This is a genomic window from Mycobacterium sp. P2_H7, from assembly GCF_056403275.1.
Genome location: NZ_JBFUFU010000009.1, coordinates 239576 through 256450, shown reverse-complemented (window position 1 = coordinate 256450; position 16875 = coordinate 239576). Strand labels below are relative to the sequence as shown.

The following is a 16875-nucleotide window of genomic DNA, read 5'->3' as shown; positions in this document are numbered from 1 at the left end:
GAGGACCGCTATCCCGATGCCGACCACGCATACTGACTCTTGCACTTCTGAGGTGCCGACGGTGCGCCCGTTCTATCAGTCCGTCGGCAACGAAGTGCGGGTCTTTCACGCCGCCTATCACCAACAGCTATCCGTACTGCTCAAAGGCCCGACGGGATGCGGGAAGACGAGATTCGTCGAAGCCATGGCCCATGACCTGGGTCGGCCGCTGGTCACCGTGGCGTGCCACGATGACCTCACCACAGCCGATCTGGTCGGTCGATTCCTGTTGCGCGACGGGCACACCGAATGGGTGGACGGCCCCCTGACCCGCGCGGTTCGACTCGGCGCGATCTGCTATCTGGATGAGATCGTCGAGGCTCGCCAGGACACCACCGTGGTACTGCATCCCCTTGCCGACCACCGGCGAACGCTGCCGATCGAACGCCTCGGCGAGGCACTCACCGCGGCCGCGGAGTTTTGCCTCGTCCTGTCCTACAACCCGGGCTATCAGAGCGTGCTCAAAGACCTCAAGGACTCCACACGCCAACGCATGGTAGCTATCGAATTCGACTATCCTCATCCGGATATCGAGATCGGCATCGTGCAACGCGAAACCGGCGCCGCCTCACAGACCGCCCAGGACCTTGTTCGTCTCGCGCAAGCCATTCGCCGCCTCGATACACCCGGCCTACGCGAAGTCGCCTCTACACGTGTACTGGTCGCCGCCGCCCGCCTCGCGCACGCGGGGCTACCGCTGCGGGAAGCGGCCGATGCCGCCATTGTCACCCCACTGACCGACGATCACACCGTCGCCGTGGGATTGCGACAGCTACTCGAGGTTTATCTGTCTGACCAGCAGCTCTGACTGGGCACTCAGCCGGCGGTGATCAACTCGGCGGCACGCTCTCCGATCATCATCGCTGCAGCGTTGGTGTTGCCGCCCACGATACTGGGCATGATCGAGGCGTCAGCTACGCGCAGACCGTCAATGCCCCGGACTCGCAGAGACGGATCGACCACTGCGCGGTCGTCGGTACCCATCCGGCAGGTCCCGACAGGGTGGTACACCCCAGACGCGTTGCGGCGCACAAACTCCGCGAGGTTATCACCACGGTTGCCAGTGCCTGGCAGCACCTCTCGACCGATCGCCGTGGCGACTTCAGGGTGGGCCACGGTCTGTCGGACCAACTCCATCCCAGCCACCAATGTCGCCACGTCACGCGGCTCGGCTAGATAGTTCGGATCGATGAGTGGCGCGGTGAACGGATCTGTCGACGCCAAACGCACCGTTCCTCGACTTTCGGGATAAATCATGGTGGGCATCAACGTCAAAGACGACGCGGATTCAGCAGCCAGGTGTAGCCCCGGCTCGTCCTGGTTCTCTGGATAGCTCATCGGAAGAATGAACATCTGCAGGTCGGGCACTGCAGTGCCGGAGCGCACTCCACTGCCGACGAAACCGACGGCCTCAAACAACGTGTGATCCAGATGTGTCGACCGCGGACGTACGCATTCACGCACCGCAGCTCCGGCGAAGCTCACCGGCGAAGCGCTGCGCCCACCCGTTGCTTGGTAAGACATCGGCACGAATAGATGATCGTGCAGATTGTCACCGACGGGAAGATCAGCGAGGACGGGAATCCCTTGCTCCCGTAAGTGTTTCGCGTGCCCGATACCGGAAAGCATCAGCAGACGCGGTGACCCGAGCGCACCGGCGCTGACGATCACCTCACGGCCGGCCAGCGCAGCACCGATCCTGCGACGATTGCGGCCTGCGGCCAACTCGACGCCCACAGCACGGCTGCCCTCCATGATCACCCGCGTCGCGGTGACACCGGTGATGATGCGCAAGCTCGGCGGCGCATCCCACAGGTAACCACGATCGGTACCTACCCTGCGGCCCGCCGCAACACTCTGCTGCAGCGGAGCCACCCCGACCTGCATTGCGCCGTTGTAGTCTGCATTCATCCCTACCCCGGTAGTGGCTGCCAGCGCTCCCATGTAGCGCTTGGTGACCGGCGCCAGGCCCGTCGCCCGTTGCACGGCGATCGGCCCGTCGCCGCCGCGCAGATCGCTGAATCCGTCCTCGAAGCTCTCCAGCCGACGAAATGAGGGCAGCACCTCCGAGAACCCCCAGCCCTTGGCCCCATCCGCAGCCCAGTCGTCAAAATTCTGCCGATTGCCCCGCACGAACGCCATCCCATTGATCACGCTGCCACCGCCGAGGACCCGGCCATGCGACTGAGGAAGCCTGCGGCCCTTCATATTAGGCTGCGGAACACTGTAGGCAGGCCATGTGACCAATCGCTGCAGAACCGAGGCGGCATGTATAGCTCCGCACATCCCCGGAACCGTGACCAGCGGCCCACCCCACTGCCGCCCGGACTCAATCAACGTCACTGACGCACCGGTATCGGCCAAACGCCGAGCCACAATCGCGCCCGCACTGCCCGAGCCCACTACCACGTAATCCGATGGAGCCGGCATCACCGACTTCCTCGCCACCTGTGCGTGCCTCATGTCCATCCCCTCCGGTACGACCGCGCAATCAATTTCATATTCTGAACTATTATCGAGACGCTAACACAGACCAGACCGTCACGTTCGCAGCATGAGGCGACATACATCTACAGCTTTTGCCAGACAGAACGATCCGAACGACTGACCGATGACCGAATCGCCGTCAGCCAGTGGGAATCCACTCACGACTGTTGCCGACGGTTGAAAATCCGTCCAGTCGCGACGGGGTGGTTTCTAGGGGCGGTCGCAACACTTCTCTAGATTCTGGAGGTTGTGTTGGCATCGTCGCGTCGGGTGAAGAAGGGGCCGGGGCGTCGTCCGCTGTCGGCCAAGCGTCAGCGGTTCATGGAGTTGCGCGCCAGGGGGTGGAGCGTGCGGGCTGCGGCCCGTGAAGTCGGTGTGTCCCGGTCTGCGGCGACGAACTGGACCCGCGGCTACAAGGTCTTCCGCAACGGTGTCGAAGTCAAGTTCGTCCCGCCGTTGGATCGGCTCGAGGTACGCGAGATCAGCCCGCGATTCTTGTCCCAGGACGAGCGCATCGAGATCGCCGATCTCCATCGTTGCGGGCTGAGCATGCGTGCGATCGCCGGCCGACTCGGCCGAGCGCCGTCGACCATCTCCCGGGAACTGCGGCGCAACGCGCCGGCCGGTCGCGGGTACAGGCCCTTCGATGCTCATCGGCACGCGGCTGCGCGTCGAGGCCGTCACCATCGACGCCGTGTCGATGTCAACGTTCAGCTGGGCCGCGTGGTCGCCGAGCTGCTCGGTCGGCGGTGGAGCCCACAGCAGATTAGTCGGCACCTGCGTCTGCGCTTCCCCGAGGACCGGTCGATGTGGTTATGCCATGAGAGCATCTATGCCGCTGTCTACCAAGCGAATTCGCGATTCCTACGACCATCACGGTTGGCGCCGCACCGCCGCTCACCGCTGCGCACTGGTCGAGATCACCGTCGCGCGCACCAGCGACAGCAGCGCCGACGAGGCCGCTTTCAACAGCCGATGCTCTCCATCCACGACCGCCCGTTCCTGCCAGTCGATCGATCAGAGCCAGGGCACTGGGAGGGTGACCTCATCGGTGACAACCACCACTCGGCGATCGGCGCGTTGGTTGAGCGTCAGACCCGAATGCTGCGACTGGTCCATCTGCCCCGCGCTGACTCCGACTCGCTGCATGCCGCCCTGGTGGCTCGCATGCAAGATCTGCCGCCGGCGCTGATGCGGTCGATCACCTGGGACCAGGGCACCGAGATGGCGCGTCACCTCGCCACCGCCGACAAGCTCCGCGCGCCCATCTACTTCTGCGACTCCCGATCACCGTGGCAACGCGGCACCAATGAGAACACCAACGGGCTGCTTCGGGACTATTTCCCGAAGGGAGTCACCCTGGCCACCCATTCGCCGCAGCACCTCAAGGCAGTCGAGGAGGAGCTCAACAACCGGCCTCGAATAGTGCTGCAAGACCGTTGTCCGGCTGACCTATTCGCGACGCTGCTAACCTCCGAAAGTCGGTTGGTGTTGCGACGTTGACTAGAACCCACCCCGTCGTCAACTCACGACACCCATCTGCCACAGCTCCATCGGTGCCCCGCGTTCCCAGCGCTTCCACTTGCGCGAGCGGCGATCCCACGATGCGGATCAATCATCTGCGCCCGCACCAACACCCGATACACCGCCAACTCCGACGGCACTGGCCGCACACCCCGTTTATCGAGTTCAAACACTACCCGGCGCGGCCCCCAGTACGGGCGAGAGCAACGCGGCTCCAACAGATGCGACCTGCGCGATCGACAACCCATCGCTGATCACCGCCAACACGGCCTGATGCCTCTGCTCGGCCACGCTGAACGCCCTCATCTGGGGAATGTCAAGGATCAACCGAAGCAGGTGTAAAGCATCAGCCGACCCGCCAGGCAGGCACTGTCAGGCATCAACCGACGTAGAAATGTCACGCATCAACCGAGGTGATACAGCTCTGAGTGGGGCGGGCGGGGCTCGAACCCGCGACCAAGGGATTATGAGTCCCCGGCTCTAACCAACTGAGCTACCGCCCCTGCCGCGCATCGCGCGACAGGCATCTTCCCATGCGCCGCTTCGCGGCGTCAGGAGCGGGGTGTGCAGTTGACGTCGAGGAACGCCACGTTGAGCGTGCCCGGGTCCTGCGCTCCGTCCCCGCGCAGGCCGCTGACGTTGGTCACGGTGCACTCCGAGAGCGGCACGTCGACGCTCTGATTGATCCGCACGGTGAAGCCCTGGCCTTCCAGCGTGCGCACCGCGTCATCGGCGGCCGAGCCACCGATCGGGACGGCGTTGGCCGACGCGGCCAGCCCGATGCTGCCGGCGGCGATGGCCCCGAACAGGGCGGCGGTGATGGCGATCTTCTTCATGATGTTCTCCCTTTGGCTGGTCGATCCCGGTGGATCTGTTGTGCACAGCCTGCCGGGCAAAGGCCGCCCGAACTTGGAGGAAGTGTGGAGATCAGGTGGAGATTGTCAGCCGAAGACCGGCATCCCGTCGACTCCGAGCCGGTACCGCTCGACCCCGTCGCTCACCCGCGGCGCATCCCCGCCGAGTGCCACCGCGATCTTGTTGGTGGCGTTGCGCATGGCATCGAGCGTGATCTCGATGGCCTGCTCCAGCGAGTAGTGGGCCAGCACCGCGTCATCGAGTGTTGACGGCGTCCAGATGAGGGCATCGACGTGCCGCACCGCCGCCTTGTGCGCGTCGGACAACTCCGCGGACCGTTCGTAATCGGCGATCTCGGCGTACAGCGGTTCGGACCCGCCCGCCTCCAGGGCGGCGGTCTCGCGCAGCGACCTGCACAACCGGCAGTTGTGCTGCGTCGCCCCGCGCAGCCGGATGATCTCGGTGGTCAACGGGTCCAGCCCACGCAGCGCGCCGACCGTGGAGGTGAAACGGTTGAGCAACGCGTCCGCAGGGTGGGTCTGGTGATCCCAGCCGCCGGGGTCGGCCCCCGGAACGCCCAACGCGGCCAACGCGGCCGCCACCCGGGGCCCGAAGTCCGCGATGAACATCAGCGCGACGACGCCCAGCACCTCGGCCCCGAACGCCGCCATCAACGCGGACCGTTGGTCTGCGGTGATGGCGGCGACGTCGGCGCTGAACTGCTCGGCGAACTCGACGAGCAGCGTTTCGTCATCGGACTCCGACTCCCCCGCCACCTCGTACGGCAGCGGGGTCAGTCCCATCGGCTTCGCGCAGGTATCGCGCAGCACGGCGTTGACGCGCAACATCGGCTGCGGAGACAGCGCGATCAGGGGTGTCAGTAGATCCTGCACACCCCCGAGTATCGCGCCTGCCCCACCGAGGGCATGGGGAACCGCCGAATCCGCGGCGACCGGTCCGTCACGCCGCGGGCGCGAGGACCACCGTCGCGTTGTGGCCGCCCATACCCAGCGAGGTCTTCACCGTCAGCCCGTCACGCATCGCGGTGAGGCCGTCCAGCAGCCGTGGGTGTCCCGTCGCGACAATCGGCGGCGCCGGGATCATCCCATGCTCGTAACTCATTGCAGCCGCGGCAATTTCGACCGCGGCGGCTGCTCCCTGGCAGTGACCGGCGAGTGGCTTGATCGAATAGATCTGGGGCGCGGCGGCAAAAAGGTCGTCCAGGATCGCCGCTTCCACCGCATCGCATTGTTGGGTACCCGGCCCGTGCGCGTTGATGTACGCGATGTCCGCGGCGTCGACCTCCGAGGCCGCCAACGCGTCGCGCACGCACTGGTCGACCTGAGGATGCGCCGGATCGACCGATGTCAGGTGGTAGGCATCGTGGCTCATCGCTCCCCCCAGCATCCGCACGTACGCGTCGTCGCCGCGTGCCGAGAGCACGAAGGCGATGGCGGCCTCGCCGGCCGGAAACCCCCTGCTGCCTTCCTGGAACGGGCGGCACGCATCGAGCGGATCGGTGTCCACCACCCCGACCCCCAGCCGGACGAAGTGCTCGACATTCTCCGGCGTCAACGACAGGTCGGTGGACACGAAGACGACGTCGTCGACGAATCCGGTGTCCAGCCACATCTTTGCGGTGATCAACGCCGCGCTCCCGGAGGCGCACATCGCCGAGACGTTCATGGCCGGCCCGTGAAAACCGTACTCCTTCATCAGCATCGAGACGGGAGTCGACGGCATCAGGGTCAGGTAGTCACGGACTCGCCGGTTGGCGCGGTCTTCGAGGTAGAACTGGCGCCAACCCTCCACCTCTGAGATCACCACGGCATGCAGCAGCCCGACGCGCGGTCCCGGTGTCCACCCGCGTGCGGTGGCGTCGGTGATCGCCTCACGGGCGGCTGCACGCATCGCGCGGGCGAACCTGCTCAGCCCGTCCCGGGGATCGCCGTGATCGGCAACGCGGGCCAGCCAGGCGTGCTGTTCGCCATCGGCGCCGAAGCCGCTGTGCAAGATGGCGGCAGGTTTGCCGCTGGCGAGTCCGTTCCACAGCGCATCCTTGCCCCAGCCATACCCGGTGACCGCTCCGATGCCGGTGATCGCCATTTGCTGTTTCTGCAGCATTGTGTAATTCCCTTCGATGTGGTGATGCCCGGGGGAGGCATCGTTCCTCGATTAACGCCCTCGGCTCAGCATTTGGCCAGTTGCGCGGGCATACTGGAGCCGCCGGGCCACCCCGCGCGGAGGCGGGTCACGTGGCAATTTGGGGGTTGGGGAACGGTTTGGACAGCACCGAGGGGTCGCCTGACTGGGACGACTCCTCGCGCCCGGCGGATCCCGCGGAGCTGCGCTTTAGACGGATGGTCGACCACAGTCCCGACCCCATGTGCGTGCACGCCGACGGACTGGTCGTCTACGTCAACCCCGCCGGGGTTCGTGGCATCGGCGCCGAGAACGCCGAGCAATTGGTCGGCCGGATGATCACCGACTTCCTCCATCCCGACTCGATACTCCCGATGCTGGAGCGCGTGGCCACCCTGCGCGACGAGGGCGACAGCACGGAGCCCTCCGAAGCGGTGATGCTGCGCCTGGATGGCAGACCCATCGACGTCGAGGCCGTGGCGGTGTTGACGACGTGGAACGGCAAACCCGCCAACCAGGTGATCTTCCGGGACCTGACGGCACAGAAGGACGCGGAAGCGGCGGTTCGCTACCAAGCGGCCCTGGTGAGTCACGTCTCCGACGCGATCATCGCGACCACCACCGACGGCATCGTGACCAGCTGGAACCCGGCGGCCGAAGCGATCTATCGCCGGTCGTCGGCGCGCGCCGTCGGACTGCCCCTGACCGAAGCCGTCGACGCCGAGATCGATCTGGCCGCAGTCGTGGCGCAGGGCGGCACCACCCACGCCACACACCGGGCGGTCGACGGCTCCCGGGTCTACGTGCGGATGTCGGTGGCCACGATGGAGAACGGCTACGTGTTGCTGTGCACCGACCACACCGCGCGCCGCCGCGCGGAGAAACACTTCGAGTCGATCGTGACGTCGCTGCCCGACGGAGTGGTCATCCTCGACCATCACGGCGCGCTCAAATTCGTCAACCCGGCTGCACTTCGCATCCTGCGGGTCGACCTCAACGACCTCGAACAGGACTACCAAACCTGGGCGACGGCGTTCCCGTTCTTCGACGGCAACGGGGACGCGCTCAGCGCCGACCAGCAGCCCGCCGCGAAGACGTTGCTGACCCACGCCCCGTTGGAGAACCAGGTCGTCGGGCTCGACCTCGTCGACGGTGCCCGCGTGTGGTTGTCGGTCAGTTCGTGCCTGCTCGACCCGGCCGATCCGCAACACTCCGCTGTCCTGGTCACTTTCACCGACATCACCGCCGAACGCGACGCGTACGCCGACCTCACCTACCAGGCCAACCACGACCCGCTCACCGGGCTGCCGAACCGAGCCCAGATCGAACCGCGCGTCGCAGCGGCGATGGACTCGAGCCAACAACCGCTGACGGCGGTGCTGTTCATCGACCTGGACAATCTGAAACTGGTCAACGACGAACTCGGCCATCATGCCGGTGACGCGATCATCAAGACCGCCGCCCAGCGACTGCGCAGCGCACTGGGACCCGACGAATTCATCGCACGTTACAGCGGCGACGAGTTCATCGTGCTGGTCTGTGGGGCAACGGAATACGCGACCCTGCAACACATCATGGCGCGTATGCACGAGCACCTCGCCGAACCGGTGGCCATCGCCGGCACGCACCGGCCGATCACTGCCAGCATCGGCGTCACCATCGTCACCGACAATGATCCGCGGTCACCGGCCGATATCATCCGCGACGCCGACGCGGCGATGTACAAAGCAAAGTCCCAGAGCCGGGGCTTCTACGCCTAGATGTGGCGTAACCTCTTCTCTGCCAACATTTTTGGATCTAAGAAACGTCGTCTCGACGATGTAGCTCACCGATCTTGGTCAGCACTTCCTCGATCGCCTCCGGGGACAAGCCGACCAGCCGCCCGGCGACCTGCCGGATCCTGTCGTCACGGGCAGTGATGAGCCATGACAACTCGCCGTCCATCTGCTCGAAGTAGCGCTCATCGGTGAAATAGGCCGTCTCAACCCCGAAGAACTCGGCAAAGGCCGCCATCGTGGACACCGAGGGGTTGGTGCGAGCGCCCGTCCGCAACTGCGAAAGGTACGCCGACGACATCCGGATGCCGCGGGCGCTGAGGGCCGCGACCACCTCGGAAGCCGAGTAGGGCCCCCGACCGGGCGGATAGATTGCGTCGAACAAGCGGTTGAGTCTGTTGGCGAACGTTCTGCTCAGAAGGCCACCCTCGCTCAATTCACGAGCAGAGTGCGTGCGCACAGGCGTCCCTCCGCTTTGATTTACGGACGCGTCATTTTTGCACACCTGGGCGGTCGCCCGGTTCATATCGCGCCGACTGCCCGAAACCCGCGGACCGCGGCCGGCACCCACCCGGCCCACAGCAAATTCACTACGAGGACGCGCCGTCGCCACCGCCCGGCGTTTGCCCCGGTGGTCGATTATTAACTGACTGATGTGTCAGTCTACAAACAGACTACGGCGCACGCACCGAGGGGCAGATCACACATAAGCGATAGTTACTGGGGATTTGAGATACAGAAGCGGCGGAGCCGGCCCCGAAGTCAGACTCACTCGGCGTCGGCGCGGACAACTCCGCGCAGTCTTTGCCAGAGTTGATCGCGGATGGTCAACTGCGCCCTCTTACGCCGCCCGATGGGCCCGCGACCGTTACTGCGCCTGGCTGACCGACGACATGTGAAAGTCCGGGATCCTCAGCGACGGCATGGTGGCCCGGGTGGCCCAGTCGCCCCACTCCCGCGGCAGGGTCGGCTCGGCGACGCCGGCCTCGGTGGCGCGGCGCAACAGGTCCAGTGGGCTCTCGTTGAACCGGAAGTTGTTGACCGCGCCGGTCACCTCACCGTTTTCGATGAGGTACACACCGTCGCGGGTCAGGCCGGTCAGCAGCAGCACCGCCGGATCGACGGTGCGGATGTACCACAGCGTCGTCAGCAGCAACCCGCGCTCGGTGGTTGCGATCATGTCGGCCAGTGACGCCGTCCCGCCGGTCATCAGCAGGTTGTCCGCCGGAACCGCCACCGGCACATCGAATTCCGCGGCGGCCGAACGGGGATAGGCCAGTTCGTTGATCACCCCGTCACGCAGCCAGTCCACCCGCCTGATGTCCAGGCCGTTGTCGAAGATCGACACCCGCTCCGAGGAGCTCGGCACCGCGACGAACGGTTGACATTCCTGGCCGGAAGCCCGCGGGTCGGAGTACAAGGTCAGCGGCAACTCGGTGAGCTTCTCCCCCACCCGCGTCCCGCCGGGCCCCGACAGGGCGGTGCGGCCCTCCTGCGCCCCGCGACCGTCCATGCTCCAGCCGAGATAGATCAGCATGTCGGCCACCGTGGAGGGCGGCATCACCGTCTCATACCGGCCGGCGGGCAGCTCCACCGAACGCGACGCCCAACCCAGTCGGGTCGAAAGTTCTTCCAGCAGTCCATCGGTGGGCACATCCGCGTAGTCGGGAGTGCCGACCCCCGCCCACGCGCTGGCACCGTTGCGCTTGGCATTGATCTCCACCGAGCCCGTCGGCTGGGTGTAACGCCGGCGCAGGCCGCCCGAGGTGGCGACGAACGTCGTCTCCAACTCGTGCCGCGCGTACCCGTACAGGGTGTCGGCACCACGGAACCCGCGCACCAGACTCGTTGCCACATCGGCGAACACGTCAGCCCCGGTGACCGGCACCGGGGCATCCCAGTCCGCTGGCCCACCGTCGGCGGCCAATGCGGGCGCGGCATCGCTGGCCGAGGGCGCCGAGGCGGCGGCATCCTGGGAGGCCGCGACCAGTCCGGCGATCGCGGACGGGTCGACCTCCGATGACGTCACGGACCCGACCTGGGCGTCGCCACCGCGTCGCACCACCGAGATGACCGTCGTGGTGCGGCCGCGGGTTTCGCCGTTGGTGGTCATGGAATTGCCGGCCCATCGCAGGGACGCATCCGACCGGTCGGTGACGATGACGGTGGTTTCGTCGGCCTTGCCGCGCTGGGCCGCCTCGGCCAGCACCGCGTCGACGACGTGTTGCGTGCTGATCATGACCGCCCCGATTCCGCTTGTGTGTTCAGCACATTCACCCCGCGGAACAACGCCGACGGACACCCATGGCTGACGGCGGCCACCTGGCCGGGCTGCGCCTTGCCACAGTTGAAGGCTCCGCCCAGACGCCAGGTCGACGCGCCGCCCACGGCTTCCATCGAACCCCAGAAGTCGGTGGTGGTGGCCTGGTAGGCCACGTCGCGCAGCTGGCCGTCCAGCCGGCCGTCGGTGATCTTGAAGAACCGTTGCCCGGTGAACTGGAAGTTGTAGCGCTGCATGTCGATCGACCACGATTTGTCGCCGACGATGTAGATGCCGTTCTGAACCCGGGCGATCAGATCCGCGGTGCTCAGGTCATCGGCGCCCGGCTGCAGCGACACATTGGCCATCCGCTGGATGGGCACATGGTGTGGCGAATCGGCGTAGGAGCACCCGTTGGACCGCGCCTCCCCGAGCCGCGGCGCGAACACCCGGTCCAGCTGGTAGCCGACGAACAGGCCGTCGCGCACCAGATCCCAGCTCTGCGACCGCACCCCCTCGTCGTCGAAACCGATGCTGGCCAAGCCGTGTTCGACGGTACGGTCGGCGGTCACGTTCATCACCGGCGAGCCGTACGTCATGGCGCCCAGCTTGTCAGGAGTGGCGAACGACGTGCCGGCGTAGGCGGCCTCGTAGCCGATGGCCCGGTCATATTCGGTGGCGTGCCCGATGGACTCATGGATGGTCAGCCACAAGTTGGAGGGGTCGATCACCAGATCCGTCAGGCCCGCGGTGACGCTGGGCGCCTTCACCTTCTCGGCGAGAAGTGCCGGCAGCTCGGCCAGTTCGGCGCTCCAATCCCAGACGTGGTCGTCGCTGACAGCTTCCCAGCCTCGCCCCATCGGCGGCGCCAACGTGCGCATCGTCTCGAAGGTGCCTGCCGCGGGGTCCACGGTGACGGCCTCCAACTGCGTCTGCACCCGCACCCGCTGCTGGGTCGTCGAGGTACCGAAAGTGTCGGCGTAGAAGCTCTGCTCCTTGACGGCCATCAGGTGCGCCGATGCATGATCCACCCCGTCGGCGGCCAGCAGGCGTTGCGAGTAGTCGGCCAGTCGCGCGATCTTGTCGGCCGCCGAGACCGAGAACGGGTCGACCTCGTAGTCGGACACCCAATGCAGATCCGTGTACACCGGTTCGGCGGCCAGCTCGATGCGCTCGGCGTTCAGCGGCGCCAGGGTGGTGGCGACCCGAACCGCTCGGCGCGCCGTGTCGGCCGCGATGGCCGCGTCCAGTTCCGCGTGCGAGGCGAAACCCCACGTGCCGTCCACGATCACCCGCACGGCCAGCCCGATCTCACGGGTGACCACCGACGACTCGAGCTCACCGTCGCGCAGCCCGATCTCTTCGGTGGTGATGCGGTGTATGCGCAGGTCGGCGTAGTCGGCACCGGCAGCACGGGCGGCCGACAGGGCGGCATCGGCCAGCGTGTGCCGGGGCAACGCGAGGAAGTCGGGGTCGACGCTTCGGGCTATCACGGTTTCCTACCGTAACGTCCGCTCAGGCGCGGCGCCCTGACCCCAGTAACCAGCGCGCCGCCGCATCCAGCGCATAGCCGAGCAGCCCGATGACAACGATAACCGCCACCACCTGGTCATAGGCCAGCTGGTCCCGTGCGTTGAGGATCTGATAACCCAGCCCCGAGCGCACGCCGAGCATTTCGGCGGGCACCAGCACGATCCATGCGACGCCGAGCGCGAGCCGGATGCCGGTCTGCACCTGGGTACGGATGGCCGGCAGGATCACCGCGGTGAGCAATTCCCATCGAGTGGCGTGAAATGACCGCGCCACGTTGAGCAGACCGGCGTCCACGGCGCGGACGCCGACTGCGGTGTTCAGCAACACAGGCCAGACCGCGGCGACGGCGATGAGGAAGATGACCGGCTGATTGCCTATACCGAACAGCGCCAATGCAATCGGGGTCCAGGACAGCGGCGAGATCATCCGCAGGAAGGCGATGATCGGGCCGCCGGCACGGTCGGCGACACGGGACAGGCCGATCACAAGCCCAAGCGGTATCCCGATCACCGCGGCGACGGCCAGACCGATGACCAGGCGCCACAGGCTGACACCGAGATCGCTGAGCAGCACTCCGCGCTCGACCAGCCCGGCCAGCGCAGGCAGTACCCGTTGCGGTGCAGTCTGACGGAGCAACGACTCGGGGCCACTGAGGACAGTCGTCGCGAACCACCACAGCACCACAGTGACGGCAATGGCTACCGCCGGCGGAACCAGGCGCGCCCCCCAGCCCGAGACACGTTGCGCCGGAATTGAAGTCGTAAGCGTCATCGAGGTTGCACCTGTTCGGTTCGGGTGAGATCGGCGGCGATACCGAATGCTGCTGGCCCGCCGTGGGAGATCAGGGACTGCCGGATGAATCGGTCCTCGACCAGATCAGTGTGGACCGAAGCCGGGTCCAGACGGTCCAGAAACCTGCGGTCACCGTCGACAATCGTGTCGTGCATGGCTTCCGCGAGGCGGTGGGTGAAACTCGGGTAGGGGTACGGCTGAAAGCCCAGGCGTTGTGGTTGCCAATCCGGATGTGCCAACGGGTAGGGCGGTTTCGGGTAGGTCAATGCCAGCGTGATCGCGGGTGTGGGTTGCGGCAGATACTTTCCATTGGTCAGCGCAGCCGCTGCGGCGGCGCGGTCGGCGTCGATACGAAGTTGGGCGCCCACCACCGCGTCGGCGACGGCCTGCACGGCACCTGGTCGGCTCGTGATGACATCCTCCCGCGTGACCAGGGCGCAGCAAGCGTGGTCGCGCCAAACATCGCCGAGGAAGGTGTGGATATGGCCGATTTTCTTGATCTGCGCCACCGCGTTGAACGGATCGGCCACCACGTATCCACCCAACGTGCCATTGGCCAACGCGGGCACCATATCCGACGGGCTCATCACGATCAGTTCGACCGTGCGATCAGCACGGGAGGCGCTGCGCCGCACAACCGGTCGCAGTCCGTGTGCCCGGAGAAGTTGCTGAAGCACGATGTTGTGGATCGACCACCAGAATGGGATCGCGACTTGAGTGCCGGCCAGATCGCTCAGCTCACGAACGTGCGGGGCAACCGTCAGCGCCGAACCGTTGGTGTGATTCCAGCCGAGCACACGAACCCCGGCGCCCAGCGTGTAGCGCAATTGGACAGCCATCGGCATCAGGAGGTGCACGACGTCGACCTGGCGAGTGATGAAGGCCTCCGCCAGTGCCGCCCAACTTCGGAACAGTACGGGCCGTGCCGTGCTCACCACTCCCGCTGGGTACAACCCGGCGCTGTGCGCGATCAGCAGCGGTGCGGCATCGGTGATGGGTAGATAGCCCACTTTCAGCCCTCCCTCGGTGCCGGGCGGGCCGCTCACCGCACTACGGGCGAGGCCGCCGATCCCGAAAATTCCACCAGCAGCGGTCAATCCGGCAGCGCCCGCCAGCAACGAGCGCCGCGACAGCGCTGTCACGGTACTTCCACCGCGGTATCGGAGTACTGTTCGAGAACCTCACCGCGCGTGGGGCTTCCGTCGCTGCCGACAGTCCAGTCGGCGCGGATCCGCCCGTCGTCGAGCAGCACGATGCGTTGCGCGAGGGAGAGCGCCTCATCGACGTCGTGGGTGACCAGCACGACGGTGATGTCCAACGCTCGGCCAAGATCTCGCAGCCAACCCACCAGATCGGTACGGGTAGCCGGATCCAGTGCACTGAAGGGTTCATCGAGCAGCAGCAACTGCGGCCGGGTGGCCACCGCGCGCAGGATCGCGACCCGCTGCGCCTGCCCGCCTGACAGCTCGTCGGGGTAGCGCGCTGCGAGGTGATCGAGCCCGAACCTGGTGAGGAGCTCCGCCGCGTGGCCGACGTCGAACCCCTCACGTTGCGCACTGAACCGGCGGGCGAAAGCCACATTCCCCGCGACGGTCAACCACGGCATCAACAGCGGTTGTTGGAACACCACCCCGGTGCGGGGCCGGGACCCGTCCCCAGACCAGGTCAGGGTGCCGGAATTCAAGGTGTCCAGGCCCGCACAGATACGCAGCAAGGTGGACTTGCCGCTTCCGCTGCGACCCAGTACGGCGACGAATTCACCGGTGCGGATCTGCAGATCGATCTGGTTCAGTGCGTGGGCACTGCCGAACGACTTGGTACCGTTCGCTATTCGTAGCGCGTGAGTTCCCACCGCAGTTGTCCTTCCGAGGGTGATTGCACAGGCAGGAAGGCAGCCTCGCGGAACCGCCGGTTGGCGGCGCTGCCCAGGGTGTAAGCGGCTCCGCCGGTGAGCGAAAGCTCGAGGCGGGTGACGTCGACGGCGAGGCTCGCGGCGTCCAGCCGCAGCCGGATCAGTTCGGCGGCGGTCGCAGTGTCCGGGAGGGCGGCCCAACCATGTAGTCGCGTCCGGATATCGGCCGCGCGGGCCTCCGACTCGGCGAGTTCGGCACCGAATCGGGCCAGCTGACCGGTGTGCTGCGATGTTGCCGCGGACAGTGCCGCACCGGTGACTCCGGCGCAGAAAGCCGTCTGTAGCAACAGAAATCCGGGCCGGATGGAACTGACAAACGTACCGAGGTCGGTGGAGAGCACGTGCTGTCGATCGACACGTACTCGGTGCAGGCTCAGCGACGTGGAGGCAGTCGCACCGAGCGCCGTGAGTGTCGGCGCAGGGTCGACCACGACTCCGTCTGCGTCGGCATCCACGGCGACGATGGACGTGCGCTCCCCCGTCCGGACCGGCAACACGATCACGGCTCCAGGAAACACGTTGGAGGCCCAGCGAATTGGGCCGGTTACCAGCAAGTCGGTGCCGTCGGCTTCGGCGGTGATCGGCACCTTTCCGAGGCCGGCGACCTGTTTGAGTCCGGAGGCCATCGCGGTGACACCGATGCGATCGGCTCGCACCAGTGCCGCCAACTCACTGTCGAACCCCGGCTGCGGGGCGGCTCGCAGGTACCGGATGGTCATGTGGTGCGCCCACGTCGAAAACCCGACGGCGAGGCTGTGCGCCGCAATCTCTTCGATGACCCGGACCGTGTCGGCCAGATCGAGGTCGAGCAGACCGGCGCGTCCCAGTGCGGCCAGATCGACCCGGACGTCAGTGCGCTGTTCGTCGAGATCGGCAGCGCGGGCGGCAACGGCTTGTGTCGCCCGGTCCAGGGCGGATTCCGTGAGCGCGGCAGTCATCAGAGCCGGCCGTCCAAGCCGTGTAGGCGGTCGACCGGGGTGCTGACCGCGTCGCGGGCCCGGCGCACGGCGGCTTCGTCGGGAGCGTCATAGAAGCACAGGCACTTGTCCATGTCCTCGCGCACATAGGTGCGCAGGAAGTGGACCTCCGGCACGTCGGCGTACTTCGGTGCGTTGGCCTTCTTGCGGGCCAGATAGGAATCCATGTCCAACTCGGCGGGAAGGTCCCACTCGACCAGGTAGCCCGCGCTCGGCCGTACCGCCTTGAGCTCGGCCAGTTCCGCGCCGACCAATCGCACCTCGTGCGGACCGTCGACACCTGCCGCACCGAGTTCGGCCGGCCCCAGCGCCGCCGCCTCGGCGGTGAATTCCGCGATCGTGAACACCCGGCGACTCTGCGCGGTGACCTGAGCTTCGATCAACTCGCCACCGCCACGCGCGATCTCGGCGTCGAGTGCCTTGATCAATTGCTCTACTGCGATCGCGTCGGTTGCTTCGGTGGTGATTTCGTACAGGTACAGAGTCACGGCACGGTCCTCGGATCGCTGGAAGGGAACACCGCCGACGCTGTCATAGACAGACAGGTCTGTCTATGACACTTTCCGGGTTACGCTGAGC

Annotated in this window: 15 protein-coding genes, 1 tRNA gene and 1 pseudogene; 3 read left to right on the top strand and 14 right to left on the bottom strand. The window is 66.2% G+C overall.

The features are described 5' to 3' along the window. The first annotated feature begins 16 nt into the window (after positions 1–16). Positions 17–847, top strand: a complete 831-nt coding sequence (locus AC1DY7_RS13430) for an AAA family ATPase (RefSeq protein WP_477494174.1) — start codon at positions 17–19, stop codon at positions 845–847. Between the two features lie 8 nt (positions 848–855). On the opposite strand, the gene AC1DY7_RS13425 is transcribed toward AC1DY7_RS13430, so the two are convergent. Further along, positions 856–2469 (bottom strand): GMC family oxidoreductase, encoded by a 1614-nt coding sequence (locus AC1DY7_RS13425; RefSeq protein WP_477494513.1) that lies wholly within the window; start codon positions 2467–2469, stop codon positions 856–858. Positions 2470–2796: 327 nt separating this feature from the next. On the opposite strand from AC1DY7_RS13425, the gene AC1DY7_RS13420 reads away from it, so the two are divergent. Continuing rightward, positions 2797–4029, top strand: coding sequence for an IS30 family transposase (locus AC1DY7_RS13420; RefSeq protein WP_477494173.1), 1233 nt, complete (start codon positions 2797–2799; stop codon positions 4027–4029). Between the two features lie 24 nt (positions 4030–4053). Here AC1DY7_RS13420 and AC1DY7_RS13415 read toward each other — a convergent pair. From AC1DY7_RS13415 to AC1DY7_RS13395, 5 genes and pseudogenes are all read right to left on the bottom strand, one after another. After that, positions 4054–4356 (bottom strand): annotated as a pseudogene (locus tag AC1DY7_RS13415) (IS481 family transposase); the annotation flags it as partial. Positions 4357–4479: 123 nt separating this feature from the next. Further along, positions 4480–4553, bottom strand: a tRNA-Ile gene (locus AC1DY7_RS13410). A 48-nt stretch (positions 4554–4601) separates the two neighbouring features. Continuing rightward, positions 4602–4886 (bottom strand): hypothetical protein, encoded by a 285-nt coding sequence (locus AC1DY7_RS13405; protein WP_477494172.1) that lies wholly within the window; start codon positions 4884–4886, stop codon positions 4602–4604. Positions 4887–4991: 105 nt separating this feature from the next. Continuing rightward, entirely contained in the window at positions 4992–5753 is a 762-nt protein-coding gene (locus AC1DY7_RS13400; protein ID WP_477494512.1) for a carboxymuconolactone decarboxylase family protein, read from the bottom strand. A 112-nt stretch (positions 5754–5865) separates the two neighbouring features. Beyond that, entirely contained in the window at positions 5866–7011 is a 1146-nt protein-coding gene (locus tag AC1DY7_RS13395; protein ID WP_477494171.1) for a beta-ketoacyl synthase N-terminal-like domain-containing protein, read from the bottom strand. 149 nt (positions 7012–7160) lie between these two features. On the opposite strand from AC1DY7_RS13395, the gene AC1DY7_RS13390 reads away from it, so the two are divergent. Then, complete coding sequence (locus AC1DY7_RS13390; protein WP_477494170.1) at positions 7161–8807, top strand: sensor domain-containing protein; 1647 nt, start codon at positions 7161–7163, stop codon at positions 8805–8807. 37 nt (positions 8808–8844) lie between these two features. Here AC1DY7_RS13390 and AC1DY7_RS13385 read toward each other — a convergent pair whose 3' ends face one another. The 8 genes from AC1DY7_RS13385 to AC1DY7_RS13350 all read right to left on the bottom strand — a co-directional run bounded on the left by AC1DY7_RS13385 (position 8845) and on the right by AC1DY7_RS13350 (position 16784). Next, positions 8845–9240, bottom strand: coding sequence for a transcriptional regulator (locus AC1DY7_RS13385; RefSeq protein ID WP_477494511.1), 396 nt, complete (start codon positions 9238–9240; stop codon positions 8845–8847). A gap of 450 nt (positions 9241–9690) precedes the next feature. After that, positions 9691–11061 (bottom strand): metallopeptidase TldD-related protein, encoded by a 1371-nt coding sequence (locus AC1DY7_RS13380; protein WP_477494169.1) that lies wholly within the window; start codon positions 11059–11061, stop codon positions 9691–9693. Next, complete coding sequence (locus tag AC1DY7_RS13375; RefSeq protein ID WP_477494168.1) at positions 11058–12575, bottom strand: TldD/PmbA family protein; 1518 nt, start codon at positions 12573–12575, stop codon at positions 11058–11060. Before AC1DY7_RS13375 ends, AC1DY7_RS13380 begins: the two co-directional genes overlap by 4 nt. 22 nt (positions 12576–12597) lie before the next feature. Continuing rightward, positions 12598–13386, bottom strand: a complete 789-nt coding sequence (locus tag AC1DY7_RS13370) for an ABC transporter permease (RefSeq protein WP_477494167.1) — start codon at positions 13384–13386, stop codon at positions 12598–12600. Further along, positions 13383–14549, bottom strand: a complete 1167-nt coding sequence (locus tag AC1DY7_RS13365) for an ABC transporter substrate-binding protein (protein ID WP_477494166.1) — start codon at positions 14547–14549, stop codon at positions 13383–13385. Before AC1DY7_RS13365 ends, AC1DY7_RS13370 begins: the two co-directional genes overlap by 4 nt. Continuing rightward, entirely contained in the window at positions 14546–15259 is a 714-nt protein-coding gene (locus tag AC1DY7_RS13360; RefSeq protein ID WP_477494165.1) for an ABC transporter ATP-binding protein, read from the bottom strand. The genes AC1DY7_RS13365 and AC1DY7_RS13360 overlap by 4 nt, the downstream gene beginning before the upstream one ends. Continuing rightward, positions 15235–16257: an acyl-CoA dehydrogenase family protein gene (locus AC1DY7_RS13355; RefSeq protein WP_477494164.1), complete on the bottom strand. Its 1023-nt coding sequence runs from the start codon at positions 16255–16257 to the stop codon at positions 15235–15237. The genes AC1DY7_RS13360 and AC1DY7_RS13355 overlap by 25 nt, the downstream gene beginning before the upstream one ends. Continuing rightward, entirely contained in the window at positions 16257–16784 is a 528-nt protein-coding gene (locus AC1DY7_RS13350) for a DUF4242 domain-containing protein (RefSeq protein ID WP_477494163.1), read from the bottom strand. Before AC1DY7_RS13350 ends, AC1DY7_RS13355 begins: the two co-directional genes overlap by 1 nt. Between the last annotated feature and the right edge of the window lie 91 nt (positions 16785–16875).

Bases quoted from the DNA above. Each gene is read 5' to 3' on its own strand.
- AC1DY7_RS13380 (WP_477494169.1), bottom strand. From the start codon at position 11,061: ATGATCAGCACGCAACACGTCGTCGACGCGGTGCTGGCCGAGGCGGCC.
- AC1DY7_RS13355 (WP_477494164.1), bottom strand. From the start codon at position 16,257: ATGACTGCCGCGCTCACGGAATCCGCCCTGGACCGGGCGACACAAGCC.
- AC1DY7_RS13370 (WP_477494167.1), bottom strand. From the start codon at position 13,386: ATGACGCTTACGACTTCAATTCCGGCGCAACGTGTCTCGGGCTGGGGG.
- AC1DY7_RS13405 (WP_477494172.1), bottom strand. From the start codon at position 4,886: ATGAAGAAGATCGCCATCACCGCCGCCCTGTTCGGGGCCATCGCCGCC.
- AC1DY7_RS13425 (WP_477494513.1), bottom strand. From the start codon at position 2,469: ATGCCGGCTCCATCGGATTACGTGGTAGTGGGCTCGGGCAGTGCGGGC.
- AC1DY7_RS13395 (WP_477494171.1), bottom strand. From the start codon at position 7,011: ATGGCGATCACCGGCATCGGAGCGGTCACCGGGTATGGCTGGGGCAAG.
- AC1DY7_RS13430 (WP_477494174.1), top strand. From the start codon at position 17: ATGCCGACCACGCATACTGACTCTTGCACTTCTGAGGTGCCGACGGTG.
- AC1DY7_RS13400 (WP_477494512.1), bottom strand. From the start codon at position 5,753: ATGTTGCGCGTCAACGCCGTGCTGCGCGATACCTGCGCGAAGCCGATG.